23 protein-coding genes and 1 tRNA gene are annotated in these 25,675 nt (G+C 59.9%); 10 read left to right on the forward strand and 14 right to left on the reverse strand.

Features of this window, described 5'->3' with window-relative positions; genetic code table 11:
* On the forward strand, positions 1-275 hold a 275-nt coding region (locus AX760_RS20050), incomplete at its 5' end, for a GcrA family cell cycle regulator (RefSeq protein ID WP_280950791.1).
* Between the two features lie 144 nt (positions 276-419).
* On the opposite strand, the gene phoR is transcribed toward AX760_RS20050, so the two are convergent.
* Positions 420-1,670, reverse strand: coding sequence for a phosphate regulon sensor histidine kinase PhoR (gene phoR, locus AX760_RS20055; protein ID WP_071834778.1), 1,251 nt, complete (start codon positions 1,668-1,670; stop codon positions 420-422).
* Positions 1,671-1,841: 171 nt separating this feature from the next.
* Between phoR and ppk2 the strand changes: the two genes are divergently transcribed.
* Entirely contained in the window at positions 1,842-2,723 is an 882-nt protein-coding gene (gene ppk2 / locus AX760_RS20060; RefSeq protein WP_071834779.1) for a polyphosphate kinase 2, read from the forward strand.
* Between the two features lie 45 nt (positions 2,724-2,768).
* Here the strand turns inward: ppk2 and AX760_RS20065 are convergent, their stop codons facing one another.
* Positions 2,769-3,932 carry a biotin transporter BioY gene (locus AX760_RS20065; RefSeq protein ID WP_071834780.1) on the reverse strand — a complete coding sequence of 388 codons (1,164 nt, stop codon included), beginning with the start codon at positions 3,930-3,932 and terminating at the stop codon, positions 2,769-2,771.
* A gap of 308 nt (positions 3,933-4,240) precedes the next feature.
* Here AX760_RS20065 and AX760_RS20070 point away from each other — a divergent pair, with 308 nt between their 5' ends.
* On the forward strand, positions 4,241-5,200 hold the full coding sequence (locus tag AX760_RS20070; RefSeq protein ID WP_071834781.1) for an NAD(P)H-dependent flavin oxidoreductase: 960 nt from the start codon (positions 4,241-4,243) through the stop codon (positions 5,198-5,200).
* Positions 5,201-5,334: 134 nt separating this feature from the next.
* Positions 5,335-5,410, forward strand: a tRNA-Thr gene (locus tag AX760_RS20075).
* Positions 5,411-5,685: 275 nt separating this feature from the next.
* Here the strand turns inward: AX760_RS20075 and AX760_RS20080 are convergent.
* The 3 genes from AX760_RS20080 to AX760_RS20090 form a co-directional block, all read right to left on the reverse strand.
* Positions 5,686-6,600, reverse strand: coding sequence for a retron St85 family RNA-directed DNA polymerase (locus tag AX760_RS20080; protein ID WP_083531258.1), 915 nt, complete (start codon positions 6,598-6,600; stop codon positions 5,686-5,688).
* Positions 6,600-7,502 carry a retron St85 family effector protein gene (locus AX760_RS20085; protein ID WP_139276529.1) on the reverse strand — a complete coding sequence of 301 codons (903 nt, stop codon included), beginning with the start codon at positions 7,500-7,502 and terminating at the stop codon, positions 6,600-6,602. The genes AX760_RS20080 and AX760_RS20085 overlap by 1 nt, the downstream gene beginning before the upstream one ends.
* A 299-nt stretch (positions 7,503-7,801) precedes the next feature.
* The gene (locus AX760_RS20090) at positions 7,802-8,455 is read right to left on the reverse strand and encodes a glutathione S-transferase (RefSeq protein WP_071834783.1); all 654 of its coding nucleotides are present in this window, start codon (positions 8,453-8,455) and stop codon (positions 7,802-7,804) included.
* Between the two features lie 126 nt (positions 8,456-8,581).
* On the opposite strand from AX760_RS20090, the gene AX760_RS20095 reads away from it, so the two are divergent.
* Together AX760_RS20095 and AX760_RS27290 are read left to right on the forward strand one after the other, a co-directional pair.
* Positions 8,582-9,802: a polyhydroxyalkanoate depolymerase gene (locus AX760_RS20095; RefSeq protein WP_071834784.1), complete on the forward strand. Its 1,221-nt coding sequence runs from the start codon at positions 8,582-8,584 to the stop codon at positions 9,800-9,802.
* A gap of 177 nt (positions 9,803-9,979) precedes the next feature.
* A complete protein-coding gene (locus AX760_RS27290) occupies positions 9,980-10,141 on the forward strand; it encodes a hypothetical protein (RefSeq protein ID WP_087149313.1) in 162 nt (53 codons plus the stop codon).
* Positions 10,142-10,377: 236 nt separating this feature from the next.
* Here AX760_RS27290 and AX760_RS20100 read toward each other — a convergent pair whose 3' ends face one another.
* Together AX760_RS20100 and AX760_RS20105 are read right to left on the reverse strand one after the other, a co-directional pair.
* Positions 10,378-11,532: an AI-2E family transporter gene (locus tag AX760_RS20100; RefSeq protein WP_071834785.1), complete on the reverse strand. Its 1,155-nt coding sequence runs from the start codon at positions 11,530-11,532 to the stop codon at positions 10,378-10,380.
* A gap of 169 nt (positions 11,533-11,701) precedes the next feature.
* Positions 11,702-12,916: an MFS transporter gene (locus AX760_RS20105; RefSeq protein WP_071834795.1), complete on the reverse strand. Its 1,215-nt coding sequence runs from the start codon at positions 12,914-12,916 to the stop codon at positions 11,702-11,704.
* Between the two features lie 399 nt (positions 12,917-13,315).
* Here AX760_RS20105 and AX760_RS20110 point away from each other — a divergent pair, with 399 nt between their 5' ends.
* The 3 genes from AX760_RS20110 (at position 13,316) to AX760_RS20120 (ending at position 18,420) form a co-directional block, all read left to right on the forward strand.
* The gene (locus AX760_RS20110) at positions 13,316-15,028 is read left to right on the forward strand and encodes a long-chain fatty acid--CoA ligase (protein ID WP_071834786.1); all 1,713 of its coding nucleotides are present in this window, start codon (positions 13,316-13,318) and stop codon (positions 15,026-15,028) included.
* Positions 15,029-15,477: 449 nt separating this feature from the next.
* Positions 15,478-17,106, forward strand: coding sequence for a glucose-6-phosphate isomerase (gene pgi, locus AX760_RS20115; protein WP_071834796.1), 1,629 nt, complete (start codon positions 15,478-15,480; stop codon positions 17,104-17,106).
* A 225-nt stretch (positions 17,107-17,331) separates the two neighbouring features.
* Complete coding sequence (locus AX760_RS20120) at positions 17,332-18,420, forward strand: MerR family transcriptional regulator (protein WP_071834787.1); 1,089 nt, start codon at positions 17,332-17,334, stop codon at positions 18,418-18,420.
* Positions 18,421-18,498: 78 nt separating this feature from the next.
* Here the strand turns inward: AX760_RS20120 and AX760_RS20125 are convergent, their stop codons facing one another.
* Together AX760_RS20125 and AX760_RS20130 are read right to left on the reverse strand one after the other, a co-directional pair.
* On the reverse strand, positions 18,499-19,425 hold the full coding sequence (locus AX760_RS20125; RefSeq protein WP_071834788.1) for a carbohydrate kinase family protein: 927 nt from the start codon (positions 19,423-19,425) through the stop codon (positions 18,499-18,501).
* 84 nt (positions 19,426-19,509) lie between these two features.
* Positions 19,510-20,208, reverse strand: coding sequence for an orotate phosphoribosyltransferase (locus tag AX760_RS20130; protein ID WP_071834789.1), 699 nt, complete (start codon positions 20,206-20,208; stop codon positions 19,510-19,512).
* A 140-nt stretch (positions 20,209-20,348) separates the two neighbouring features.
* Between AX760_RS20130 and AX760_RS20135 the strand changes: the two genes are divergently transcribed.
* The gene (locus AX760_RS20135; protein WP_425348878.1) at positions 20,349-20,507 is read left to right on the forward strand and encodes a DUF3096 domain-containing protein; all 159 of its coding nucleotides are present in this window, start codon (positions 20,349-20,351) and stop codon (positions 20,505-20,507) included.
* A gap of 18 nt (positions 20,508-20,525) precedes the next feature.
* Here AX760_RS20135 and pyrC read toward each other — a convergent pair whose 3' ends face one another.
* The 5 genes from pyrC to AX760_RS20160 all read right to left on the reverse strand — a co-directional run bounded on the left by pyrC (position 20,526) and on the right by AX760_RS20160 (position 25,499).
* Positions 20,526-21,563, reverse strand: coding sequence for a dihydroorotase (gene pyrC, locus AX760_RS20140; protein ID WP_071834797.1), 1,038 nt, complete (start codon positions 21,561-21,563; stop codon positions 20,526-20,528).
* A 342-nt stretch (positions 21,564-21,905) separates the two neighbouring features.
* Entirely contained in the window at positions 21,906-22,535 is a 630-nt protein-coding gene (locus tag AX760_RS20145) for a nucleoside triphosphate hydrolase (protein ID WP_425348879.1), read from the reverse strand.
* 2 nt (positions 22,536-22,537) lie between these two features.
* On the reverse strand, positions 22,538-23,311 hold the full coding sequence (locus tag AX760_RS20150; protein WP_071834792.1) for an ATP-binding cassette domain-containing protein: 774 nt from the start codon (positions 23,309-23,311) through the stop codon (positions 22,538-22,540).
* Complete coding sequence (locus tag AX760_RS20155) at positions 23,311-24,369, reverse strand: ABC transporter permease (RefSeq protein WP_071834793.1); 1,059 nt, start codon at positions 24,367-24,369, stop codon at positions 23,311-23,313. The genes AX760_RS20150 and AX760_RS20155 overlap by 1 nt, the downstream gene beginning before the upstream one ends.
* A gap of 104 nt (positions 24,370-24,473) precedes the next feature.
* Positions 24,474-25,499 carry a sugar ABC transporter substrate-binding protein gene (locus AX760_RS20160; RefSeq protein WP_071834798.1) on the reverse strand — a complete coding sequence of 342 codons (1,026 nt, stop codon included), beginning with the start codon at positions 25,497-25,499 and terminating at the stop codon, positions 24,474-24,476.
* Between the last annotated feature and the right edge of the window lie 176 nt (positions 25,500-25,675).

Consider the following 25,675-nt stretch of genomic DNA (forward strand, 5'->3'; position numbering starts at 1 on the left):
GCCCGGCAGGTGCCACCGTGACGAAGGAAGAAGCGGAGCTGGAATACACGCCCAGCCAGGCGCTGGAGCCGGTCAACAGCAATGTCGTCGTGCCGATGTCGCGTCGCCTGGTTCTTACCCAGCTGACGGATCGCACCTGCAAGTGGCCGATCGGCGATCCGATGAAGGAAGAATTTCACTTCTGCGGCAATGACAGTCCGGAAGCCGCGCCCTATTGCAGCTTCCACGCAAAGCTTGCCTACCAGCCTTCCGGCGAACGTCGCCGGGCGCGCTGATCGGAACACACCGAAGGTGGCGGCCATCCGCCACCTGGTCTAGCGGATGGCACATTGTCTGCCGGATAAACGAGAACCGCCTGCGGGCGCCTCACCGGCCAGCCCGGCGGACTGTCCCCGGACTGTCTATCACCGCATTGCCCCTCAGAAGCGCACCGTAAACAGGGTGCCTTTTCCCACTTCGGACTGAACAATCATCCGGGCCCGGTGCCGCGTCAGAATGTGCTTGACGATGGCGAGCCCCAGCCCCGTTCCCTTTTTCGAGCGGCTGGCCTCGACATTGACGCGGTAGAAGCGCTCGGTGATGCGCGGCACATGTTCGGCCGGTATGCCCGGGCCGAAATCGCGGACCGCCACCTCGACCGGCCTGCCATCCTCGCCACCCAACAGACTGACCTCGACCTTCTTGCCTTCCTGGCCATATTTGCAGGCATTCTCGATCAGGTTTTCAAACACTTCGATCAGTTCGTCGCGATCGCCATTCACGAAGACCGGCCCATCCGGCACATTCAGCGCAATCGTGACATCGACATCCTGCGCCAGCGGCGACAGGGCATCGATGACGTGGCCGAGCAGCGGTGCAAGATCGATCTTTTCATCCGGTGCGATGTGCGACTTCAGTTCAAGCCGCGACAGCGACAGGAGATCGTCGACCAGACGGCTCATGCGGGTTGCCTGCTCATGCATGATGACGAGGAATTTTTCATGCGCCTTGACATCGTTGCGGGCTGGACCCTGCAGGGTCTCGATGAAGCCGCGCAGGGAAGCGAGCGGCGTTCTGAGTTCATGGCTGGCATTGGCAACGAAATCCGATCGCATCCTGTCGATGCGACGGGCCTGTGATATGTCGCGATAGGACAGTATATAGAGCCGCTCGCCGCCATCGATGGCAATTTCGGCCGGTGCGACGCGAACGATGTAGACCGCCTCCGACGGGAGCCGTTCGGAATGCTCGATCTGGTTGATCTTGCCGGTAGCGATGGTCTCGCGCACCATGTCAAGAATGCCCGGCGAACGCACCCTTGCCGCGAGATAGGTGTTCTGGGGGATGGTGCCGAATGCCTTTTCGTCCGCATGGTTCTGCAGCAGCACGGTTTCATCGGCGGCAACGACCAGCACCGGCATATCCAGCGCGTTGAGGATGATGACCAGCGCCTCCATCTGCGTCTTGCTGGCCGCATTTGCCTGGATCACGGGCGCCGGCATGGGCGGCGCCATGGTCTCGGAGCGGCTCAAAAGGGCCACGGCGAGAACCAGCCAGAACAGGCAGACGGCCAGCACGTGCATCCCGGAAGCGACCAGCACGAGAGCGATCACCGCGGACAGAAACAGGATCCGCCTCTCCGCCTTGACCCGCGCCCACAGCACCGGCCAGACTCTGTCTTGCTTTTCCAAGTCCCGTCCTTTTCCTGCAGGGCGCCGGTCCAACCTTGCCGCATCCACCACAGATAGAGCCCATTCATGACATGATTTTCACGGCATGCTTGAATTCGCAATGCAATTATGGCCTGCTCCCGGGAAATCAGTCGGCGGCAGGGCACAGGTCGCCTCGTCAGGGAGAAAACCATGGCAGACAAGACAACCAGCCGCGCGGTGGAGTTGCGGCTCGACGGCAAGAAGCGGGTGTTCGATATCGACAATCCGGAATTGCCGAAATGGATCGACAGCGAAGCCTTCGCCTCCGACGACTTTCCCTATGACAAAAAACTGAACCGCGACGAATACGATGCCACGCTGGAGACGCTGCAGATCGAACTGGTCAAGGTCCAGTTCTGGCTGCAGGCAACAGGCAAGCGGGTGATCAGCGTTTTCGAGGGTCGGGATGCCGCCGGAAAAGGCGGAGCCATCCACGATACGATGGCCTATATGAACCCGCGCTCGGCACGCATCGTCGCCCTGACCAAGCCGACTGAAACCGAACGCGGCCAATGGTATTACCAGCGCTACGTGGCCACCTTCCCGACGGCCGGCGAATTCGTGCTGTTCGATCGCTCCTGGTACAACCGCGCCGGCGTCGAACCGGTCATGGGCTTTTGCGAGCCGGCGCAATACGAGCATTTCCTGAAGCAGACACCGCGCTTCGAAAAGATGATCGTCGATGACGGCATCTACCTGTTCAAATTCTGGCTGAACATCGGCCGCGAGATGCAGTTGAAACGCTTCCACGACCGCAGGCACGACCCGCTGAAGGTGTGGAAACTGTCGTCGATGGACATCGCGGCGCTGACCAAATGGGACGATTATTCCGAAAAGCGCGATCGCATGCTGAAGGAAACCCATTCCGCCCATGCGCCCTGGACGGTCATCCGTGCCAATGACAAGCGCCGGCTGCGGATCAACCTCATCCGCCACATCCTGACCAGCCTGAATTACGACGGCAAGGACAAGGATGCGATCGGCGAGATCGATGCAAAAATCCTGGGTTCCGGCGCCGGCTTCGTCAAATGATCTTCCGTCCCGGGGCGCCAGCTCCAGACTGCTGACCTCACCGGTCTATTGGCCGGGCAGGATCCGGATGGCGAAGAGATTGAGGCTCTGGCCGCTTCCGGCAACATCGCTGTTGATCAGGATCCGGCCGGGGGCGCTGGGGGCGAGGCTGCGGTCGAAGGTGACCTTGAACAGCATGTCGACCTTTTCATCATTGACCGTGAAGCGATGACGCCCGCAATCGCCGAGCGAGGCGAAGTCGCATTCGACGGAGAACTGCGTCGGCTTGTCGGCGCCCGAGCGCACGGTCAGCGCCACCGTCGAGGTCTTGCCGGACAATTGCTCCAGCACGGAAACCGGCACTTCGATCAGGACATCACCATCCGCATCGGCAGTGGCGGAGGTGACGCGAACACGCGGTCCGGCTTCGTCGCTGACGGGATCCGCCGTTGCGCGGCTGCGCGGCGAGATCTGCGCGATGTCCGTCGGCTTGAAAACCTCGATCCAGTCACCGGTGAACCCGGACTGCGACCCCAGCGTCGTCAGCCCCTGCGAACCATCAAAATCTTCCGAGCGGACGGTCGCCGGCGGATTGGCCACGCTCGTGTCCCGTTCGGCATCCGACTTCAGCAGGCCGCTTGTTTCGGCCCACCAGAGAGCGGCGCCGAAGGCTGCGCCCAGCGTCACGACAACCAGGAGAAAGGATAGGAAGCGCCCGCGCCGACGACGCGGTTTTGCCGGTGAAGCCACCGATGCGCGGCGCTCCCTGACGGGCTTTCCGGCCAGTTTCTCGACCGGCACAGCGACAGCCGGCCCTGCGGGCACGGTCTCGTCGAACCGTTCGGGCCGCAATCCGTCGAGGCTGTCATCACCCGAAAATTCAGCCTGCGCCTCGGGCTCGCGGCGGACGGACATGACCGTCCCGGCATCGTCGTTTGCCGCATGGCGGCGGTCGTCGCCGGCGATGGTGTCATCCGGATGGACCGGCGGCGGCACGACGGATGCGGCCTGCGCCTTCAGCGCCGCACGCTCCTGCGTCTCGATCGCATGGATGATGCCTTCCAGGCGATGCCGCTGCTGGGCGATGACCTCCGTGTCATGCACATCCTGCTTTCGCAATCCGGCTTCCAGGGCGTTTCGCGCCGACTGGTAGATCTTCGCACGGGTCTCGGCGCTCGTCCTGTCCGAGCGCTCGAGCGCATGCCTGATAGCCGTTTCCAGTCCGCTCACATCATGTCCTTCTCGATATGGAGAAACAACAAACGCTGTTCCTTGTTTCTCCACGAACCGGGAACCCGGCTTTGCCTTTGGCAAGCGCTGGCGGCACCCCGTTGGATTTGTTAACAATTGGGTAACCGCAGATTTTGCAATCCGCAAGCCTGCCTGCGAAATCTGGCTACTCCGGCCGGCGAAAGCCACGTGTTTCGCAACGGGCGATGCAGGCTTGCCATAGACGCATCTTTTCAAGGGCGCATTTCGCTGCTAGATATTTTGACGTTTACGCAAACGTCAAAATACAGAGGTGGAGGAGAAACACCATGGCGCTGCCGCCGATCCTGACGGGAACCACACGCTTGCCCGTTGTTGCCGCCCCGCTGTTCATCATCTCGCATCCGGCGCTGACCCTGGCGCAATGCAAGGCCGGTGTGGTCGGCTCGTTTCCGGCCTTGAACGCCCGTCCGGAAGCGCAGCTCGACGAATGGCTGGCGCAGATCACCGAAGACCTGGCGACGCATGACCGGAACAATCCGGACCGGCCTGCCGCCCCTTTCGCGGTCAACCAGATCGTCCACAAATCCAACAAGCGGCTCGAGCATGACCTGATGCTCTGCGTCAAATACAAGGTGCCGATCGTCATTTCCTCGCTCGGCGCCGTCCCCGAGGTCAATGCCGCGATCCATTCCTATGGCGGCATCGTGCTGCATGACGTCATCAACAATCGCCATGCCAGTTCGGCCATTCGCAAGGGCGCCGATGGCCTGATCGCCGTTGCTACCGGCGCTGGCGGTCATGCCGGGACATTGTCGCCCTTCGCGCTGATCCAGGAAATCCGTGCCTGGTTCGACGGCCCGCTGCTGCTTTCCGGCGCAATCGCCACCGGCGGCGCCGTTCTGGCGGCGCAGGCCATGGGGGCCGACATGGCCTATATCGGCTCGCCCTTCATCGCCACGAACGAGGCGCGCGCCAGCGAGGCCTACAAGCAGTCGATCGTCGACAGCAGCGCTTCCGACATCGTCTATTCCAACTATTTCACCGGCATCCACGGCAATTACCTGAAACCCTCGATCCTTGCCGCCGGAATGGATCCGGACCACCTGCCGGAGGCGGATCCGTCGAAAATGGATTTCGAGGCGGCGACGACCGGCGCCAAGGCCTGGAAGGACATCTGGGGCTGCGGCCAGGGCATCGGCGCCGTGACCGAAATCACCTCGGTCGAGGGCCTTGTCGGCCGGCTGGACAGGGAATACCAGGACGCCCGCCGCAGACTGTCGCTCTGAACCAGACCGTGCGGCGCTGATACCTGCAAAGGACGGGATTTTTTACCAATCACAAATCTGATGGCTTGAAATCCCCCCACTTTAAAGGTATCAGCGCCTCACACATCGCTTCGCCCCTCGCGAAACGCATGCTGGCCGCTTTAGCTCAGGTGGTAGAGCACATCATTCGTAATGATGGGGTCAGAGGTTCGAGTCCTCTAAGCGGCACCATTTTTCCCAGAATTTTGGAAAACATTCAAGGACTTACAGCGATCACCCAAGTCATGATTGTATTTCGTAGTCTTTACTCTTTTTCCATCTTTTCCCGACACGCGATCATCCAGCATCTCGGCATATTTTAGTATTCTCAGGTCTTATAGAGGTATCTAGCTGCAATGGCGGTCGCATACAAATTCACAATGTTATCTTGGAGTACTGGACGCTAAATTAGAATTTACGACAAAGGCATCCACGCAACGTTGTGCTTCGAACAAATCAGCGAACTGCTACCCCCCGGTGACGGTTATCATTGCATCGGCTCCATATTTTCTTTTTAAACCTTCCCAAAACTCCGGCTCGACATCCTGAACGAATGCCAAATAGCCGCGCAGCTTGGGAACTTCGAAAATATCAAGTTGCCCCTGAAGGAATTTATGAACCTGAGCTTTCACCATTCTTTTGCGCTCACGACCGATTGAGACCTTGCCATCTGTTGTGATTACGAGACCGGTAACCCGACGCGAATAACGCCGGGAAAGGAAAGCGGTTTTATCGGGATTCACTCGCAAGTTGGCATAGGGATATGCAACAGACACCTGTTGCACGATTTCAAGCGCATCGGTCAGGTTATCGGGCTTACTGCTGGAAAAGAAAAGATCGTCCGCATAACGGGTGTAAGTCAGATTTTGGCGCTCTGCGAATTCAGCAATTTGCCCATCAAAGAAATGCATCATGGCATTAGTGAGTATCGGTGACGATGGCGCACCGATGGTTAATTGACCATGCCGGGACACTATCCTGCTCACAAACGAAATGTCTTGGTCAGTTAGTCCAATCGATCGATCCCTTTCAGCCGTTGCGAGGAAGACCTCTACATGCTCGCTGGAGAAGCTGGGGAAGAAATTCGCGAAATCGATGCGCAGCGTGAATTTGCTGCCAGCATGTAGTTCCGCGTTCTTCCTGATGCTTGCGCCACGCACGTAGGCTTGCGCCGCAGTGTGAACTGGTAGTCGCGCGAGCAAGAATTTGCTGACCCATCTCTGGATACCCTTAAGGCCTCTACTTGGATGATGGATGGTCCGGACGCCTCCGGTCCTCTTCGGAATCTCATAGGTTTTATATCGCTTCGAGGCGGTTTCAGCGAGCCACTTCAAATTCTCTATTGTGACCCCCGATTGCTTGCTGAGCGTCTCTATTAGCATCAGAGACCTCCAATTAGCTTTAGAAAGTCACCGCCGACCTCTTGATAAACCGCAGCTAAATCAAGGCGCAGTTCATTATACTCGCTGCGCTTACCCTCAACGACTTTCAACAAATTTCCTTTGGTGGCGCTTGGGCGGAGGTGACCATAGTCACCATACGTTTCCAAGTATTTAGAGCCAACCAGTACTGATGTAATTTGATGGAAATGATGAACTGATATATGGCTCTCAGAAAGCCCTCTGAGGATAAATTCGATATCTTCAAGAGTAGCTATCGAAAGAAAGCTCACTATTTCATGTATTATAGAAAATCTCTCAAAATCTTCCAAATCAGATATCTTGACCCAAGATAGCTGCTTCCTTGTCGACAACAAAGGAAATTTCTTTATTCGACGTAGCACAAGATCGAAATCTGGAATTGCGTAACTCATTTGAAGGACCGGTCGGAAGATCGATGCGTCACCAATCTTCTTTGCTGGGCCTTGAGAGATGAAGCTATCGTCACCTTGATAGTTGGCATCCAACACAAGGATCGTCTTCTTTGCGAGACTAGGAATCGCCGAAAAATATCCTGTTTCGGCGAACGATCCGGCAGCCTCAGGAAATATAACTATTGCCTTACTGAGATTGCCAATAGAAGACTCAAAATCAGCGATGTCGAATGGCTCTGATAGGTTGCTAGTCAAAAGATTTTCCATCGCGAATTCAGGATGGAAAATGTCAAATTCCGGCGCAGTCGACTCCACATACTTCTTGAAAAGCGGGCGCATATGGCCTGCTTCGTTTCCACCACAGACGAAAAGTATGTTGCTTTCCCGCGGGACGCTGTAAGCGCTCTTGAAGAAAGAAAGCACCCGTTTACGAAGTCCTTTTTGAGCTTCGTCTATTAACGGGTGCTTCAACTTTTATGACCCCTTACTTTAAGCGGCCGGCTTCGGGAATCCGAGGTGGTGCCGAGCGCATGCCGGTGCCGCCTCGGATTCCCGAAGCCGGCGCCCAATGTCGCACAATAAAATTCAGCCTGGCTAAACACCCGGCATAGAGTGAGTTGTAGCTACACACACCCAACTAAGAGGCTTGAAGAGCATAACAGAGATTCGCGGGTTGCCAATTCGGTTTAACTCATAAAACACACGTTTTAGATGAGGTATCACCAGCGCAGCTAAGGTCCAAGCGTCCGCCTCTCCCCCCAACCCGCCAATCAGAACTCCACCTCGAGTTCGACGATCTCGTCGGGTTCGGCGATGGCGCCTTCGGTCCATTCGGCGAGCAGCGGCCAGGACAGGACCATTTCGGCATAGGCGGCGAGCCTGGGCTCCAGATCGACGGCATAGGTGCGGAAGCGGGTACAGATCGGGGCATACATGGCGTCGGCCACCGTCGGGGCCGATCCGAACAGCCAGGGGCCGCCGCTGTCGGCCAGGCATTCGGTCCAGATCGCCTTGACGCGCTCGACATCAGGGCGCGCGCCGGAAAAGATCTTGAACTTTTCGTGCCGGGCCTTGAGGTTCATCGGCAGGGCGGATCGCAGATTGTGAAAGCCGGAATGCATTTCGCCGGAGACCGAGCGACAGCGCGCGCGGGCCGCCAGATCCTTCGGCCAGAGCCCGGCCTTCGGTGAGATTTCGTGCAGGTATTCGGCGATCGCCAGCGTGTCCCAGACCGTCACGGTCTTGTGGGTCAGGCGTGGCACCAGCACGGAGGGCGAGAGCAGCAGCAGCTCCTGGCGCGCCTCGTCATCCATCTCGACCAGGACTTCGGTAAAATCCAGCCCCGCCATGCGACAGAGCAGCCAGCCGCGCAGCGACCAGGAGGAATAGTTCTTCGAGGAGAGCGTCAGCGTCGCCTGTGACATGGCAATCCTAATCCTTGGCAGGAGAATGTTTCACAATCCAGTCACAATCTTCTCGCATGGCGGACGATATTGCACTAGCATTTTTTGCACTGCCGCATGTCTGCGGCAGTGCGGGAGATATCGGGCATGCTCTATCAGGCCTACCAGTTCCAGGATGACCTCATCGCCCCCTTGCGCGACTGGGCGCAGCAGATGCAGAGCTTTACCGGCGCTTCGCCCTGGCGTGCGCGGGCCGGCGCCGCGCCGGCCGGCTATTTCCCTGCTGTGATGGAAATGATCTCGCGCTACAAGATTACCCATGAACGGCCGGATTTCGGCATCGACACGGTGATGATCGGCAATCGCGACGTGCCGATCACGCTGGAGACGACGCTCGACATGCCGTTCGGCAAGCTGCTGCGCTTTGCCGCCGATGTCGACATGCCGCGTCCCCGGCTTTTGGTCATTGCCCCGCTTTCCGGGCATTTCGCGACCCTGCTGACCGGCACAGTACGGACGCTGCTGCGCGATCACGATGTCTACATCACCGACTGGGCGAATGCCCGCGACGTGCCTCTCTCGGCCGGACGCTTCGGTATGGATGACTATGTCGACTATATCATCCGCTTTCTCGAGGAAATCGGCCCGGGGAGCCATATCCTGGCCGTCTGTCAGCCCTGCGTGCAGGCGCTTGCGGCCGTTGCCATCATGTCCGAGGACCGGCATCCGGCAACGCCCCGCACCATGACGCTGATGGCAGGCCCGATCGATCCGCGCGAAAGCCCGACAGCGGTCAACAAGCTTGCCGTGTCGAAACCGCTGTCCTGGTTCAAGTCGTCGCTGATCAGCAGCGTACCGGCACGCCACGCCGGCGGCGGCCGGCGGGTCTATCCGGGTTTCCTGCAACTCACCGCCTTCGTGGCGATGAACCGGAAACGCCACGACGATACCCACAAGAAGCTGTTCAACCACCTGGCCAGGGGTGAGACGGCGGAAGCGACGAAAATCAAGGACTTCTACGACGAGTATTTCGCCGTGCTCGACCTCACCGAGGAATTTTACATCGAGACGATCGATCGCGTCTTCCAGAAGGCAGAGCTTGCCACGGGCGAACTGACCCATCACGGCCGCCGGGTGGATCCGAGCCATATCCGCAACACCGCCCTTCTAACCGTCGAAGGCGGGCGCGACGATATCTGCGCCCTTGGCCAGACCTCATCTGCCCATGACCTCTGCCGCTCGCTGCGTCCGCACCTGAAGCGACACCATCTTCAGGCGAATGTCGGCCACTACGGCGTGTTCAACGGCCGCCGCTGGGAGGCGGAAATCTATCCCGTCGTGCGCAACATGATCCTGGCCATGGAATAGCGCCCCCGAAAAGCAGCGTCTTTGCAGCTTCTGTCCTTTCTTTGTCTCTGGACTCACTACCGTCCGGTTTCCGTGTTAACAGCAGACCCAGCGCAGGCCCGAATGCCCTGCGCAAGCAACGCGATCTAGCGTGTCTGCAACCGTCGGCATGAGGCCTGGCGCAGAGGAGACAATGATATGTCGAACGAGATCGAATACGCCACACGCTCGCAGGAAGCGGCTTTCGCGTTTCTCTTCAATCCCGACAATATGGATGAGCTCACCGACATCCTCGTGGATGCGCTGGAAGACGCTTTCCGGATCCTTGGCGAAGAAATTTCCGCCGGCACCCTGAACTGAGATTCGCGCGACAGTTGGCAAGCGCCGATGCCTTGCGCATGCCGGCAGCGACATCAACGATGCGGGACGCGGCTTGATGCACAGGCCTGTACGGCCCTGGAGACTGCAGGACAGGGACGCGGCACGGGCATATCCTCACGCTGAGGGCCCTGGCCGCACTCCTGCCCTCTGAACGCAGAGTCGACGTACCTCGGCGCTTGCGCCGGAAACGATCCGGCGCGGCGGCGACGTCAGTCTCAGATAATGATTTTTCCGTCCGTCGTAGCCGGGGCCGTGACGTCGCGGATCCACTCGCGCCAGATGGCCACCAGCAGGGCCATCAGCACCGGCCCGACGAAAAGACCCAGAAAACCCATGGTCTTGACGCCGCCGATCAGCCCGAAAAACGTCGGCAGGAAGGGCAGTTTGATCGGCCCGCCGACCAGTCTTGGCCGGAGCGTCTTGTCGACGACGAAAAGTTCGGACGTGCCCCAGACAAAGAGCAGGATGCCGGCCATGGCCGAGCCGCTGGAGACCAGATAAAGCGAGACCAGCGTGAAGGCCAGCGGCGCACCGCCGGGAATGAGAGCCATGATGCCCGTCAGGATTCCGAGCGTCACCGGCGATGGCACACCGGCCAGCCAGTAGGCGATGCCGAGCACGATGCCTTCGCCGATGGCGATGACGCCCATGCCGGTGACGGTCGAGCTGATGGTCAAGGGCACGATGCGCGAAATCCGCTCCCAGCGCATCGGGAAAATGCGCTCGCCCAGCCGGTCGATCTGCGCCACGAACCGCTCACCATCGCGATAGACGAAGAACAGCGAGATCAGCATGAACAAAAGCGTCAGGAAGGACTGGAAGGCCGAGGCGCCGACAACCAGCACGCCGCGATAGATATTGCCGATGTTGGAACCGCTGACCAGCTGCACGATTTCGCCAATGCCGCCGGGATGGGAGATGTAGTGGGTCCATTGCTCACCGAGCCATTTGCCAATGCCGGGAACACCGGCGACCCAGAGCGGCACCGGAGCGCCGCTGACATTCGCTTCGATCGCCCAGGCGACCGCACTGCGAAGCTCGTCAACGGCATAGACGGCGGCAATCGATATCGGCACGACGATGAACGTGACGACGAGAATGATGGCGATGGTGGCCGCCACCGTGCGCCGTCCGCCCATCGCCAGCAACAGCCGCCGGTAGATGGGCCAGCTCGCGAAACCAATGACAAGGGCAGCCAGCACCGGCACCAGGAAACCGTGAAAGAAATAGACGCCGGCGAGGAGAATGAAGACCAGCAACCAGCGGGCGGCCGAAATCGGCCCGAGCAGCGCCGAACGCGCATGCGCCGGCTGCCCGAAAAGGCGCGGCTCCGATGGCAGATTGTCTCGATCACGATTGCTCAGTTGCAAAAGCTCCCCTCCATGCCGGCCGACCTTACAACAAACCATCCGGCTTGCCAGCGCGTTTCTGCACAGGACACGGCAAGGTCCAATGCTGCGCTTTAAATATGCTCTCGAAAACCGTAATCACAGGAGATGACAGGAAGATTTTCAATGCAGAGATATCTTGCTTCGGAAATCACGATTTGAGACTGCGGCGCGCCGGCGCATTTTCGAGGAACACCGAGGTGAAGAAAATGCCGAAGCCCGCGACCGCCAGCATCGCGCCGACAAGCCCGGTCGAGGTCCAGCCATACCCTGCGGCAATCGCCACGCCGCCAAGCCAGGCGCCAATGGCATTGGCGATGTTGAAGGCGGAATGACTGAGGGCCGCAGCCAGGGTCTGCGCCTCGCCGGCCACGTCCATCAGCCGTGTCTGCACGCCGGGCACCACCGCAAAACCGCCGCCGATCAGGAAGATATTGATTGCCGCCATCAACGGGCTGCCCATGGTGAAATAGAACAGGATATAGGCAAGGAGATTAAAGCCGAGCGCCAGGCCGATGGCCGGCAACAGCGCCCAGTCGGCAAGCCGCGAGCCGACGATATTGCCGAGTATCATACCGGCCCCGAAAACCGACAGCATGATCGGCACGGCCGACAGCGAGACACCCGCCACTTCCGTCAGCGCCGGGGTGATATAGGTGAAGACGGTGAACATGCCGCCGCAGCCGACGGCGCAAATGCCGAGCGTCAACCAGACCTGGCTCTTGCCGAGCGCACCGAGTTCCTTCAGCGGCGTGGCTGCATGATTGGGCTTGTCCTTTGGAACGTAGAGCCATGTCAGCGCAACGGTCAGAAGGCTGATCGCGCCGACAATGCCAAAGGCCGCTCGCCAGCCCAGTGCCTGGCCGAACCATGCGGCAAGCGGCGTGCCGACAAGCGTGGCAACCGTCAGACCCATCATCACACGGCCAATGGCGCGAGCGCGCTGGTTTGGCGCCGCCATGCCCGCGGCGACCAGGGCTGCAACACCAAAATAGGCGCCGTGCGGCAGGCCGGCGAGGAAGCGCGCCAGAATCAGCAGGCCGAAACTGTCGGCCAGAGCGCTTGCCAGATTGCCCAAAGCAAACAGGGCCATCAGCACCAGAAGCACATTGCGCCTTGAGAACCGGGCGGCAAGCACGGCGATCAACGGCGCCCCGACCACGACCCCGATCGCATAGGCGCTGATCACAGATCCGGCGCTCGGAACCGTGACGGAAAAATCCCCTGCCACCTGCGGCAGGAGGCCCATGATGGCGAACTCGCCGGTTCCGATGCCGAATCCGCCAACAGCCAGCGCGAGCTCCGCAAGCGACATGCCACTCCCCTGGCGGGCGACCGGGATCGGCGAAACAACATCATCGGACATGGAAAACCTGTCTGGCCCGAACGGGCGATCAATCGCGGCACTATCAAACGGTGGCGCTGGCGCCATCTCAATGGTCTTTTCCGGACACCCCGCGTCGGGACGCCGTCAATATTGCACTGCAATATCGCGATTTGCCGCGAGAGGAAAGCCTTTGCCGCACCGGGCCGTGGCGAAATCTGGCTGTCCCGGCGCAGTTGGGGTGCCGGGCATGGTTCAGCGATCGATCGGATGCGGACAGAAACTGCAATATTGACGTTTACGTTAAGGTTATATAATTCGGAATTGGCTTGAAGGCCTGACGCAAAAGCATCATCTTTGGTGCAACCGTGAAACCTGGAGGGGTTTTGCAGTTCAAGAGCGCCGGCACAAGGGACCGGAAGGCATTAAGGGAGAGAGATCATGCCGGATACCGTGATGAATGCACCAGGCGCCGCTGCTGAAAAGCTCTGGCTGAAATCCTATGCGCCCGGCACCCCCGCTGAAATTGCGCCGCTGCCCTATCGGTCGATTGGCGACCTCTTCGACCTTTCCTGCGGCAAATACGCGACCCGCCCGGCCTTTACCTGCATGGGCAAATCGCTGACGTTCGGCGAACTCGACCAGTTGTCCGCCCGCATTGGCGCCTGGCTGCAATCGATCGGCCTGGTCAAGGGCGACCGCGTCGCGGTGATGATGCCCAACATCCTGCAGAACCCGGTCATCATCTTCGGCATCCTGCGGGCCGGCTTTACCGTCGTCAACGTCAACCCGCTCTACACCCCGCGCGAACTCGAGCACCAGTTGAAGGATGCCGGCGCCAAGGCGATCTTCGTGCTCGAAAACTTTGCCCATACGGTCGAGCAGGTCGTTGCCCGCACCGCTGTCAAGCATGTCGTCGTCACCACCATGGGTGACCTGCTCGGTCTCAAGGGCCTGATCGTCAATCTCGTCGTGCGCCGCGTCAAGAAGCTGGTGCCCGCCTGGTCGCTGGCCGGCCATGTGTCGTTCAAGGCCGTGCTCTCCGCCGGCGCGCAGACGACGATGGTCAAAACCAGCGTCGCGCCCTCCGACATCGCCTTCCTGCAATACACCGGTGGCACGACCGGCGTCTCGAAGGGGGCGGCACTCACCCATTCCAACCTTCTGTCGAACATGGCGCAGATCGAGCTCTGGCTGGAGACCGCCTTCGTCCGGCGCCCGCGCCCCGACGATCTGGTGTTCATCTGCGCCCTGCCGCTCTACCACATCTTCGCGCTGACGATTAATGCGCTGATGGGCCTGAGCACCGGCGGCCAGAACATCCTGATCCCCAACCCGCGTGACATTCCGGCTTTCGTCAAGGAACTCGGCAAGTACAGGTTCAACATCTTCCCCGGCCTCAACACGCTGTTCAACGCCTTGATGAACAATGCCGATTTCCAGAAGCTCGACTTCTCCTCGCTGCTGCTGACGCTCGGCGGCGGCATGGCCGTACAGCGACCCGTGGCGGAACGCTGGCAGGCAATGACCGGCTGCCCGATCGCCGAAGGGTATGGCCTGTCCGAGACCTCGCCGGTGGCAACCGCCAACCGCTTCGATACGACCGAATTCTCCGGAACGATCGGCATGCCGTTGCCGTCGACCGATATCGAGATCCGCGATGATGACGGCAACACCCTGCCCGTCGGCGAGATCGGCGAAATCTGCATCCGCGGACCGCAAGTCATGGCCGGCTATTGGCAGCGACCGGACGAAACCCTCAAGGCGATTTCCGCCGACGGCTTTTTCCGGTCAGGCGACATCGGCTTCATGAATGCCGATGGTTATACCAAGATCGTCGATCGCAAGAAGGACATGATCCTCGTCTCGGGCTTCAACGTCTTCCCCAACGAGATCGAGGAAGTGGCGATGACATTGGCCGGTGTGCTTGAATGCGCCGCCGTCGGCGTCGCCGACGAACATTCCGGCGAGGCGGTCAAACTCTTCGTCGTCAAGAAGGACCAGGCTCTGACCGAGGCCGACGTGAAGGCCCATTGCGCCGCCAACCTGACCAACTACAAGCGTCCGAAATTCGTTGAGTTCCGCGCCGATCTGCCGAAAACCAATGTCGGCAAGATCCTGCGCAAGGACCTGCGCGATAAGCCGGCCGGATAGTCCCGGCTGACAACCCGTCTTGTAAAACGACGGGAAAGCCATATTTTGGTGGAGTGGTGACTGGAGCGCGAACTCCAGCCACCGGTTTGCTTATCTGAAGAAATGGACCCGCATGGTGATCAACCAGCTCGTGCGGGTTTTTCTTAGGCTAAGCGTGATGCTCAATGGTCGAAAACCGCATAGCTCACCTCCACAGTCAGGGACGAGGCTGTCGGCCTGCTACAGTCCGGGAAGCCCCTCCGCCCGAATACGCCAGCTGGCGTGGCGTTGGTGCTTTCGCCCTGAATGCGGCAAGCCTGTTGTAAAAACCAGAAAATGCAATCTTTGCGGGCGCTTCGGTCGTGGCCTCCGAACACGGCGCGCGCGCTTTTTGCACCCTTGTGCCCTTGATTTGCGGCACCCAAACCGACTAGCTATCGCAGCCATCACGCATTGCCGGGAGCCCCATGATGAAAGCGCTTGTCGAACAGCTGAAATCCACCGTCGCCGAAACCAAGGCCACCGACATCCGGGCCGCTTTCGCCGCTGATCCGAAACGCTTTTCGAGATTCAGCACGACGTTCGAGGACATGCTGTTCGATTATTCGAAATGTGCGGTCAACGATCAGGTTCTCGCCGGTCTCGAAGCCATTGCCGAGGCCGGCAAGGTTGCCGAAAAGCGCGATGCGATGTTTGCCGGCGACGCAATCAACATCACCGAAGACCGCGCCGTGCTGCACACGGCTTTGCGCAACCGCTCCAACACGCCTGTTATCGTCGACGGCAAGGATGTGATGCCTGACGTTAACGCCGTGCTGGAGGCCATGGGCACGTTTTCCGACGGCATCCGTTCGGGTGCACTGAAGGGTGCGACCGGCAAGGCGATCACCGACGTTGTCAATATCGGGATCGGCGGATCGGATCTTGGCCCGGTCATGGCGACGCTGGCGCTCGCGCCGGAGCATGACGGCCCGCGGCTGCATTTCGTCTCCAACATCGATGCCGCCCATATTGCCGATACGCTGAAGCTGGTCGATGCCGAGACCACACTGTTCATCGTCGCCTCCAAGACCTTTACCACGATCGAGACCATGACCAATGCGGCAACCGCCCGCGCCTTCATTGCCGGTAAGCTCGGCGAGGATGCCGTCAAGCATCATTTCTGCGCGGTCTCGACCGCGCTCGACAAGGTGGCTGCCTTCGGCATCGGGAGCGACCGCATCTTCGGCTTCTGGGACTGGGTCGGCGGCCGTTATTCGATCTGGTCGGCCATTGGCCTGCCGCTGATGATCGCCATCGGCAAGGACAATTTCGGCCAGTTTCTTGCCGGCGCCCATGCCATGGACAATCATTTCCGCACGGCCCCTTTGCGCGAAAACATTCCGATGCTGCTTGGCCTTCTGGGCTTCTACCACCGCAATGTGCTGGGTTATGCCACCCGCGCCATCCTGCCCTATGACCAGCGGCTATCGCGTTTCCCGGCCTATCTGCAGCAGCTCGACATGGAATCGAACGGCAAGGGCGTGACGCTCGACGGCACACCGGTCGAGGGACAGTCCGGCCCGGTCGTCTGGGGCGAGCCCGGCACCAACGGCCAGCACGCCTTCTACCAGCTGATCCACCAGGGCACGAGCGTCATCCCGGCCGAATTCATGATCGCCGCCAACGGCCACGAGCCGAACCTGCGGCCGCTGCACCAGCTGCTCATGGCCAATTGCCTGGCGCAGTCGGAAGCGCTGATGAAGGGCCGCACGCTGGAGGAAGCCAAGGATCAGATGGCTGCCAAGGGGCTCGCCGCCGATTTCATCGAGAAGATCGCGCCGCACCGCGTCTTCGAAGGCAACCGCCCGTCGCTGACCATCGTCTACGACAAGATGACCCCGCATGCCTTTGGCCGGCTGATCGCGCTTTACGAACACCGCGTCTTCGTCGAGGGCGCGCTGTTCAACATCAACTCCTTCGACCAGTGGGGCGTCGAGCTCGGCAAGGAACTTGCAACCGGGCTGCTGCCGGTTGTCGAAGGCAAGCAGAGCGCCGACGGCCACGATTCGTCGACGGCCGGCCTGGTTGCGGCGCTTCTGGCGAAGGCTGCGGGGTAAGCCACCGGTTTCGGATAGTCTTTCGGAAGGTGATGCGAGCGTGGATCTCTCCCTCTTCGCCCCAGCGGGGAGAAGAGGGAGATCAAATCGTGTTGCGGGAAGCCTGAGCGATGGGTTGTTTTGCGCCATTTTTGACGATTGTTGCCACGAAGAAACTGAAAATTCTGCTTGAGCCGTACCCAACGTCATACCTTAAATAGGGTAAATGACTTCGCGGGAGGCTCCATGAAATTTACTGCAAACAAAGAAACGTCGTTGACTGCCGCACAATGCGCCAAGCGGATTGGCCTGACTGTCCGCGCACTTCGGCTATACGAGCAAGCCGGTCTTGTTCGCCCTGGTAGAACAGGAAAAAACTGGCGGGTCTACGGAACCAGTGAAGTTGCCCGCCTCAACGAAATCATTGCCCTGAAGCGGCTGGGTCTCAGCCTGCAGCACATCGCCCAACTGTTGGGCGGGCAAGCGACTGATCTCGACCGCATGCTCTCCATGCAAAACCTTGCCTTAAAGGAAAAACTCCAGCGCATTCAATACAGTCTCAGCATTGTTGAAAACCTGAGGACAAAAATAGCGGCAGGTGATCTGCTTTCAGTCGATGAACTTCTGACACTCGCAAGGGACACAAATATGGACAATACCTCGTCTGAAGCTATTGCTTGGCGTCGCTATGAGCAGGCAAGACCGCGAAAAGAGAAAAAGATCGACCCCGCTCTGTATGCTGAATATGAAGGTTATTACGCTTTAGATCAGCTTGCCTATATCATAACCAATCGAGACGGTAGGCTCTTCTCCCACCTTCCAGGTCAGCCCGAGCTTGAAATCTTTCCCGAGGATGTCGATCACTTTTTCTACAAAGCTGTCCAGGCGCAGCTCACCTTCAACCGCAACGTGGACGGAGAGATCGTCGGCCTTGTGCTTCACCAACACGGTTACGAGCACGACGCGCCTCGTGTCGAAGATGATCGCGGAATGGCTCTGGAAGATGCACTGGCCGATCGGATTCGGCAGAAGCGGCCAGTCGAGAACGGCCAAGCCTTATTGCGATTGGTCATCGAAGACTTGCTCGGCGAGCCAGATTACAAACTGCTAACGCCACCTCTCGCCAACTTGGCGTGGGAGCAATCTGAATCGGCTGGGCCATTTTTCAAGAGTTTGGGAGCTCTTAAAGACCTCGCTTTCGAGAAGGTGACAAAGGAAGGCTGGGACTTATACGATGTCAGCTTCGAGAACGGTCGCCTCTATTGGAGCTTCGTTTTGGACGATGCCGGGAGCTTTAGTGGCTTGTATTATCGATCACATCACGAAACTGACTGAGACTCTTGTTTCGCAAATTGTCGCACCATCGCTCCGACATGCATTGAAAACGAGCGCCGTTGATCGAAAGCCCCCCACTCACAACCCGATCTCATGTCCCCAGGGTGGGTTGGCGCCTGCCCGCGACACAGTGACCGCCGCCGCCTTTGCGCCCAGCAGCAGGGCATCGCGCACCGCGTCTTCGCTGAGTGTGGCAACGGCAGCCTTGGTCAGCAGACCGTTCATCTTGAGCGAGGCGAGGATGCCGGCGTCGAAGGTGTCGCCGGCGCCGACGGTGTCCACAACGGTGACTTTTTCACCTGACACCGAGACCTTGCCGCGCGCCGTGTAGCCGTCGGCGCCATCGGCGCCCTTGGTGATGACCACGAGTTTAGGGCCGCGGGTCAGCCATTTCGCGACCAATTCCTCATGGGTGCCTTCTTCGCCGAACCAGTCGAGGTCCTCGTCGGAGAACTTGAGGATGTCCGACATGGCGGCCATGCGCAGCATGCGGGCCTTGTGGGCGTCGGCATCCTTGATGAAACCGGGGCGGATATTGGGGTCGAAGGAAATCACCCGCTTTTCATGTTCGCGCGTCATCAGGGCTTCGTAAGTGGAGCCGCACGGTTCAGGGATCAGGCTGATGGCGCCGAAATGCAGTGCCTCGCAGTCCTCGCCCAGCGCCGGAAGGTGATCCTTTGTGATCATGCGGCCAGCACTGTTCTCGTCGAAGAAGGCGTAGGATGCCGAGCCGTCGACCAGCTTGACGAAGGCGACAGTGGTGTGCAGGGACAGGGTCGCGCATGGGGTAAAATCGACATTGCTGGATGTCAGCGTCTCGCGCAGCATATCGCCGAACATGTCGTCGGACAGGCCGGTGAAAAAGCCGGTCGGGATGCCAAGCCGTCCAAGCGCGATGGCGGTGTTGAAAATGGCGCCACCGGAATAGGGCGCAAAGGCCGCTTCGCCTGCCGTCGTCTGGCGCGGCAGCATGTCGATCAAGGCTTCTCCACAGCAGATGATCATGGCGGCATTCTCCCCTTCGAGACTCTATTTCAATCGATTTAAACGATTTCCGGCGACATTTCCAGCCCTGTTTTCGGGCCCCGTTCAGGAGCCTGCGAGGACACTGACGCCGCCATTTCGGCCGGACCATTCGAGCGGCGCATTGAGGAAGGCCTCGACTTCGGACAGCGTATTGTTGTCAAACAGCTGCTGCGCCCTGGCAACGGCCAGAACATCGCGCCAGGTGGCGATATTCATGAGCGTCACGCCCTTGTCCTTCATCTCGCTCCGCGCTTCCGGAAAGAAGTCGTAGTAGAACAGAGCGATGCCGTGATCGACGACGCCGCCGGCAGCCCTGATGGCATCAATGAACTTGAACATCGAGCCGCCGGCCGTCGTCAGGTCCTCGATCACGAGAACGCGGGCGCCATCTGCCATATGGCCTTCGATCTGGGCATTGCGGCCATGGCCCTTCGGCGCCTTGCGCACATAGATCATCGGCAAAGCAAGGCGCTCGGCCAGCATGGCAGCAAAGGGAATGCCCGCCGTCTCGCCACCGGCAATCACGTCGAACTGCTCGAAGCCGGCCTGACGCAGCACGGTGGCGGCGGCAAAATCCATGACGGTTGAGCGGATGCGCGGATAGGAAATCAGCTTGCGGCAATCGATATAGACCGGGCTCGCCATGCCCGAAGCCAGCTTGTAGGGTTTATCCGCGGAAAAATGCACCGCCTTGATTTCCCAGAGCATCTTCGCCGTCAATTCGGCCATGAGTGCGGGTTCTGGAAAAGCTACCTGGATCATTTCGGCTCCTGTCGCGTTATGGCATCCGAGAGCCGCCAATAGCAGCAAGAGGCCCTGCTGGCCAGCGCGGCAGACGCAAATTATGCAGGGCGCCCCGTCATCAAGACCTGGACCGCCGTGTAAACCTTAAAGGAATGTCTATGCCAACGATTATCGCCATTCAGCCGCTGGTCGCCCTCATTGCCGGGGTTCTGATCCTGGTGATGCCGCGACTGCTCAATTACGTCATCGCCATCTATCTGATCTTTATCGGCGTGACCGGCCTTTGGCCGGAGCTTCTGACCGGCGTGACGCCATAGGGCGGGGTTCGCCTTCGCTTAAACCACATCCCAGTGCAGCGGAAACATCGGGTCGAAGACGGTGACCGGACCGGCGCCGGTCTCGATCTTGTCCGGAAATTTCACAGCATCGATGCTGCGACGCAGCGTGATCGTTTCCGCGTTCACCGGCAGGCCGTACCAGGCCGGGCCGTTGAGCGCGGTGAAGGCCTCCAGCCTGTCCAGCGCGCCCTCCTGTTCGAACACATGGGCAAGGCAGCTCATGGTGTTGATCGAAGTATAAATTCCGGCGCAGCCGCAGCCGCATTCCTTCAGGGGGTCGACATGCGGGGCACTGTCCGTTCCCAGGAAGAACCTGACATCGCCGGATGTGGCGGCCGCGCGCAGCGCTAGCCGATGCAGCTCGCGCTTGGCAACCGGCAGGCAGTAATAATGCGGCTTGATGCCGCCGACGAGGATGGCGTTGCGGTTGATGATCAGGTGATGCGTGGTGATCGATCCGGCGAGATTGGCTTTCGATGCCTGGATATAGTCGATGCCCTCCTTGGTCGTCACATGCTCCATCGTCACCTTCAGCTCCGGCAGGCGGGCCCGCAGGGGATCGAGCACGGTCTCGATAAACACGGCCTCGCGATCGAAAATATCGACCTCCGGCGTCGTCACCTCGCCGTGCACGCAGAGCGGCAGGCCGATCCTTGCCATGCGCTCCAGCACCGGCATGGCATTTTCGAAATTGCGCACGCCGCCATGGGAATTGGTCGTCGCACCGGCCGGGTAGAGCTTGACGGCCTTGATCAGGCCGCTGCGGTGGCCCTCTTCGACATCGTCAGGATCGGTGCCTTCGGTGAGATAGAGCGTCATTAGCGGCTCGAAGCGATCGCCGGCAGGCAAGGCTGCCAGGATGCGGTCGCGATAGGCCTTCGCGTCCGTGGTCGTGACCACCGGCGGCACCAGGTTCGGCATGATGATAGCCCGGGCAAAGTGGCGGCTGGTATCGGCAATCACGCCTTCCAGCATGGCGCCGTCGCGCAAATGCAGGTGCCAGTCGTCTGGGCGGCGGATCGTGATCTCGGTGATCGGCTGTGGGCTCATGCTGATATCTCCAGGCGCTATCGTTTGCGCATGGTTGGAGCCTGCGCTGACCGGAGGTTTCGATAGCATCATTCGATATCCGGAAACAATGCAGGATCATGCCTTCGGATGCCAAACGCAGCGGGATTGCGATGGCCTCCGGTACCCTGCCTCTTCTCCCCAGCGGGGAGAAGTGCCGAGCCTATGCGAGGCGATGAGTGGGGTGGCGAAGCCGAAGCGCCGACACAGGTGGCTTCCGGCCCCGCATCGGGCTCTGTGCGCCTCCTGCTCCCCCAGCGGGGAGAAGAGGACAGGACGCCGGACCCTATGTGCCCTTGCCTTTGCCGCTCAGGGTTTTTCAAAACTTTCGATGGCGATATCGGCCGGCCGCGATCCCTCGATGATCCGCTTTCCGTTCGGCAGGTCGTTGCCGTAGAGCTTCCATTCGATCCCGGCCTCGTCGAGGCCGAAATGGACCCAGCGCTGGCGCAGACGCTGCTCCAGAACAGGATAGGGCGGGCCGACGAAGATCGTCAGGTCGAACAGCGGCGCCAGTTGCGACCAGGGGGCCTCGTCGAGCAGAAGGTAGTTGCCTTCTGCCAGGATGATGCGCGTCTCAGGCGCAATCGGCCGCGCCGAGGCGATGGCGATCTCGCGGGAGCGGTCGAAAACCGGAACGAGGACTTCCTCGTCACCCCGGCGCACGGCAGTGACGATATCGCGGAAACCGCGGACATCGAAGGTCTCAGGCGCGCCCTTGCGCTGCAACAGGCCACGCTCCTCGAGGATGCCGTTGTCCATGTGGAAACCGTCCATCGGCAGGACCACGGCGGTCTCGCCGCGCCGCGTCAGCTCTTCCTGAAGCGCGTCGGCCAAGGTCGATTTGCCGGCCCCGGGCGGGCCGGCGATGGCGATCATGAAGCGGCGGCAATCCGCCGCCTTTTCCAGAATGCCGTCGGCAAGGGCGGCAAGCGTCATCGTCATGCGGCCATGGCCTCGGGTGGCACCTTGGCGCCGGTCATGAAGGCGACAGCATCCGACATCGTATAATCCTTCGGATTGATGACGCAGAGGCGCTTGCCCAGCCGATGGATATGGATACGGTCGGCGACTTCAAAGACATGCGGCATGTTGTGCGAGATCAGCACGATCGGCATGCCGCGGTTGCGCACGTCGAGGATCAGCTCCAGAACCTTGCGGCTTTCCTTGACGCCGAGGGCCGCGGTCGGCTCATCGAGAATGATCATCTTGGAGCCAAAGGCCGCAGCGCGGGCCACGGCCACGCCCTGGCGCTGGCCACCGGAGAGGGTTTCCACCGCCTGGTTGATGTTCTGGATCGTCATCAGACCGAGTTCGGACAGTTTGTCGCGGGCGATCCTAGCCATTTTCGGCCGGTCGAGCATCCGGAAAATCGAACCCATCGGGCCCTCTTTGCGGATTTCGCGGCCGAGGAACATGTTGTCGGCGATCGACAGCGCCGGCGACAGAGCCAGATTCTGATACACGGTCTCGATGCCGGCCTCGCGCGCCTGCAAAGGCGAACGGAAGCTGACAACCTTGCCCTCGAGGCGGATCTCGCCCTCATCGGGCTGGACCGCACCGGAGATTGCCTTGATCAGGGACGATTTTCCGGCGCCATTGTCGCCGATCACGGCGAGGATCTCGCCGGGATAGAGGTCGAAATCGGACTGGTCGAGGGCGGTGACACGGCCATAGCGCTTGACGATGCCGCGTGCTGTGAGAATTGGTTCCATCAGCCTGCTACCTTTCTGATCCACTGGTCGACACCGACGGCGGAGATAATGAGAACACCGGTCAAGAGCACTTTCCATTGCGGGTCGGCGCCGAGCATGTTGAGGCCCATCGAGACCACGCCGACGATCAGGGCGCCGAACAGGGTTCCAAGGATCGAGCCCCGGCCGCCGAAGAGCGAAATGCCGCCGATGACCGCTGCCGTGATGGCCTGAAGATTGTAATCGGTCACAGCCCAGGACGGCGAGATCGAGCCGTTGCGGCCGATCGATACCCAGGCGGCGAGCGCCGCGATGGCGCCGGCGAGACCATAGACGCCGAGCAGGACCTTGTTGACGCGGATACCGGACAGTTCGGCGGCCTCAGGATCATCGCCGACGGCATAGACGTGGCGCCCCCAGGCCGTGTGGTTCAACGCATACCAGAGCGCGATAACAGTCACGACCATCATGACGACGCCAAGCGTGATGACGGCGGAGCCGAGCTTGAGGCTGATGCCGAAAAAGCCGAGCAGCGGCGCTGCGGTCTCGATATCGGCCCGACGGATCGTTGCATTGGCGGAATAGATGTAGTTCACGGCCATGATGATGTTCCAGGTGCCGAGCGTCACGATGAACGGCGGCAATTTCATTCTGGAAACAAGGAAGCCGTTGAGCAATCCGCACAGGGTCCCGGTGACGAAACCGGCAGCCACGGCAAGCGGCGCCGGCATGCCGTAGGTCACGGCGCAATTGCCCATGACGACGGCGGACAGCACCATGATGACGCCGATCGACAGGTCGATGCCGGCCGTCAGGATGACCAGTGTCTGGGCGGCACCGAGAATGCCGACGACGGCGATCTGCTGCAGGATCAGGGTCAGCGTGCTTGCCGTGAAGAAACGCTCCCCTTTCAGCACGCCGAAAACGATGATCGAGAAGATCAGCACGATGGCCGGAATGGCGGCCGGCGTCGAATGCAGAAAATGCTGGATCCGGCGTAGAAACGACCGATCCTCGAATGCGGCGACGGACTTGTCGCTCTGATCCAGTGTTTTTTCGAATTCCTGGATGCTTGACATCACAAACCCCTCCCAAAGAGCACCGGCTTGCAGTGCCGGTTGTTGAAAAGGGCGGCCCGAGAACCGCCCTTTCGTCGTTATTGTGTGGCTAAAGGATCAGGGTATCAACCCCAGCACTTTTCCGTGCCGGTCTTGACGTCGATCGATTCAACGCCGTCAACGGCCTTGTCGGTGACCAGGGCGACGCCCGTGTCGAAGAAGTCCTTGCCTTCGGTCGGCTGCGGCTTCGTGCCATCCTTGGCAAACTGGGCGATCGCTTCGATGCCGAGCGAGGCCATCAGCAGCGGATACTGCTGGGATGTCGCACCGATGACACCTTCGGCGACCGACTTGACGCCCGGGCAACCGCCGTCGACGGACACGATCAGCACGTCTTTTTCCTTGCCGACAGCCTTCAGCGCTTCATAGGCGCCAACAGCAGCCGGTTCGTTGATCGTGTGGATGACGTTGATGTCTGGATCCTTCTGGAGAAGGTTCTCCATGGCGGTGCGGCCACCTTCTTCATTGCCGTTGGTCACGTCGTTGCCAACGATGCGCGCATCGTCTTCATCGCCAATCACGGCGGCATCCTTCGTATCGATGCCAAAGCCCATCATGAAGCCCTGGTTGCGAAGAACGTCAACCGTCGGCTGTGACGGTGTCAGGTTGAGGAAGCCGATCTTGGCATCCTTGGCCTTGTCGCCAAGCGTTGCAGCAGCCCAGGCGCCGATCAGCTTGCCGGCCTGAAGGTTGTCCGTCGCAAACGTTGCGTCGGCAGAGCCGGGCGGATCGAGCGGGGTGTCAAGCGCGATGACCAGCAGGCCGGCATCCTGTGCCTTCTTGACCTGGTCAACGATGGCCTTCGTGTCGGATGCGGCAATCAGGATGCCCTTGGCGCCATCGGCGATGCAGGATTCGATGGCAGCAACCTGGCTGTCATGGTCGCCGTCAACCTTGCCGGCATAGGCCTTCAGCTCGATGCCGAGTTCGGCAGCCTTGGCCTGGGCGCCTTCCTTCATCTTGACGAAGAAGGGGTTGGTGTCGGTCTTGGTGATCAGGCATGCGGATACGCCCTGCGCCTGAGCCGGAGCAGCGAAAACGACGCCAAGCGCAAGCGCGCCGAGAGCGGCGGAAACAATAGTCTTCTTCATGAAATCCTCCCAAGGATTGAAAATCGTGCCGGCTATCCAGCACATCAGGCTTCACCACCAACTGCAGTCTCCTCTGCGATCCATGGCGCTTCCGGAGACAAAACAAACATCAAAATGAAAAGCTGTCAATAAATAAATCAAATTGAATTATTATTATTTTGTGCCATTCTCTGCCC

The sequence above is a fragment of the Pararhizobium antarcticum genome, assembly GCF_001885585.1.
Classification (GTDB): Bacteria; Pseudomonadota; Alphaproteobacteria; order Rhizobiales; family Rhizobiaceae; genus Pararhizobium; species Pararhizobium antarcticum.

Bases quoted from the DNA above. Each gene is read 5' to 3' on its own strand.
- AX760_RS20160 (WP_071834798.1), bottom strand. From the start codon at position 25,499: ATGAAGAAGACTATTGTTTCCGCCGCTCTCGGCGCGCTTGCGCTTGGC.
- AX760_RS20135 (WP_425348878.1), top strand. From the start codon at position 20,349: ATGCCAACGATTATCGCCATTCAGCCGCTGGTCGCCCTCATTGCCGGG.
- AX760_RS20095 (WP_071834784.1), top strand. From the start codon at position 8,582: ATGCTCTATCAGGCCTACCAGTTCCAGGATGACCTCATCGCCCCCTTG.
- AX760_RS20090 (WP_071834783.1), bottom strand. From the start codon at position 8,455: ATGTCACAGGCGACGCTGACGCTCTCCTCGAAGAACTATTCCTCCTGG.
- AX760_RS20125 (WP_071834788.1), bottom strand. From the start codon at position 19,425: ATGATCATCTGCTGTGGAGAAGCCTTGATCGACATGCTGCCGCGCCAG.
- AX760_RS20150 (WP_071834792.1), bottom strand. From the start codon at position 23,311: ATGGAACCAATTCTCACAGCACGCGGCATCGTCAAGCGCTATGGCCGT.
- AX760_RS20070 (WP_071834781.1), top strand. From the start codon at position 4,241: ATGGCGCTGCCGCCGATCCTGACGGGAACCACACGCTTGCCCGTTGTT.
- AX760_RS20080 (WP_083531258.1), bottom strand. From the start codon at position 6,600: ATGCTAATAGAGACGCTCAGCAAGCAATCGGGGGTCACAATAGAGAAT.
- ppk2 (WP_071834779.1), top strand. From the start codon at position 1,842: ATGGCAGACAAGACAACCAGCCGCGCGGTGGAGTTGCGGCTCGACGGC.
- AX760_RS20130 (WP_071834789.1), bottom strand. From the start codon at position 20,208: ATGATCCAGGTAGCTTTTCCAGAACCCGCACTCATGGCCGAATTGACG.
- AX760_RS20105 (WP_071834795.1), bottom strand. From the start codon at position 12,916: ATGTCCGATGATGTTGTTTCGCCGATCCCGGTCGCCCGCCAGGGGAGT.
- AX760_RS20110 (WP_071834786.1), top strand. From the start codon at position 13,316: ATGCCGGATACCGTGATGAATGCACCAGGCGCCGCTGCTGAAAAGCTC.
- AX760_RS20155 (WP_071834793.1), bottom strand. From the start codon at position 24,369: ATGTCAAGCATCCAGGAATTCGAAAAAACACTGGATCAGAGCGACAAG.
- AX760_RS20145 (WP_425348879.1), bottom strand. From the start codon at position 22,535: ATGACGCTTGCCGCCCTTGCCGACGGCATTCTGGAAAAGGCGGCGGAT.
- pgi (WP_071834796.1), top strand. From the start codon at position 15,478: ATGAAAGCGCTTGTCGAACAGCTGAAATCCACCGTCGCCGAAACCAAG.
- AX760_RS20120 (WP_071834787.1), top strand. From the start codon at position 17,332: ATGAAATTTACTGCAAACAAAGAAACGTCGTTGACTGCCGCACAATGC.
- AX760_RS27290 (WP_087149313.1), top strand. From the start codon at position 9,980: ATGTCGAACGAGATCGAATACGCCACACGCTCGCAGGAAGCGGCTTTC.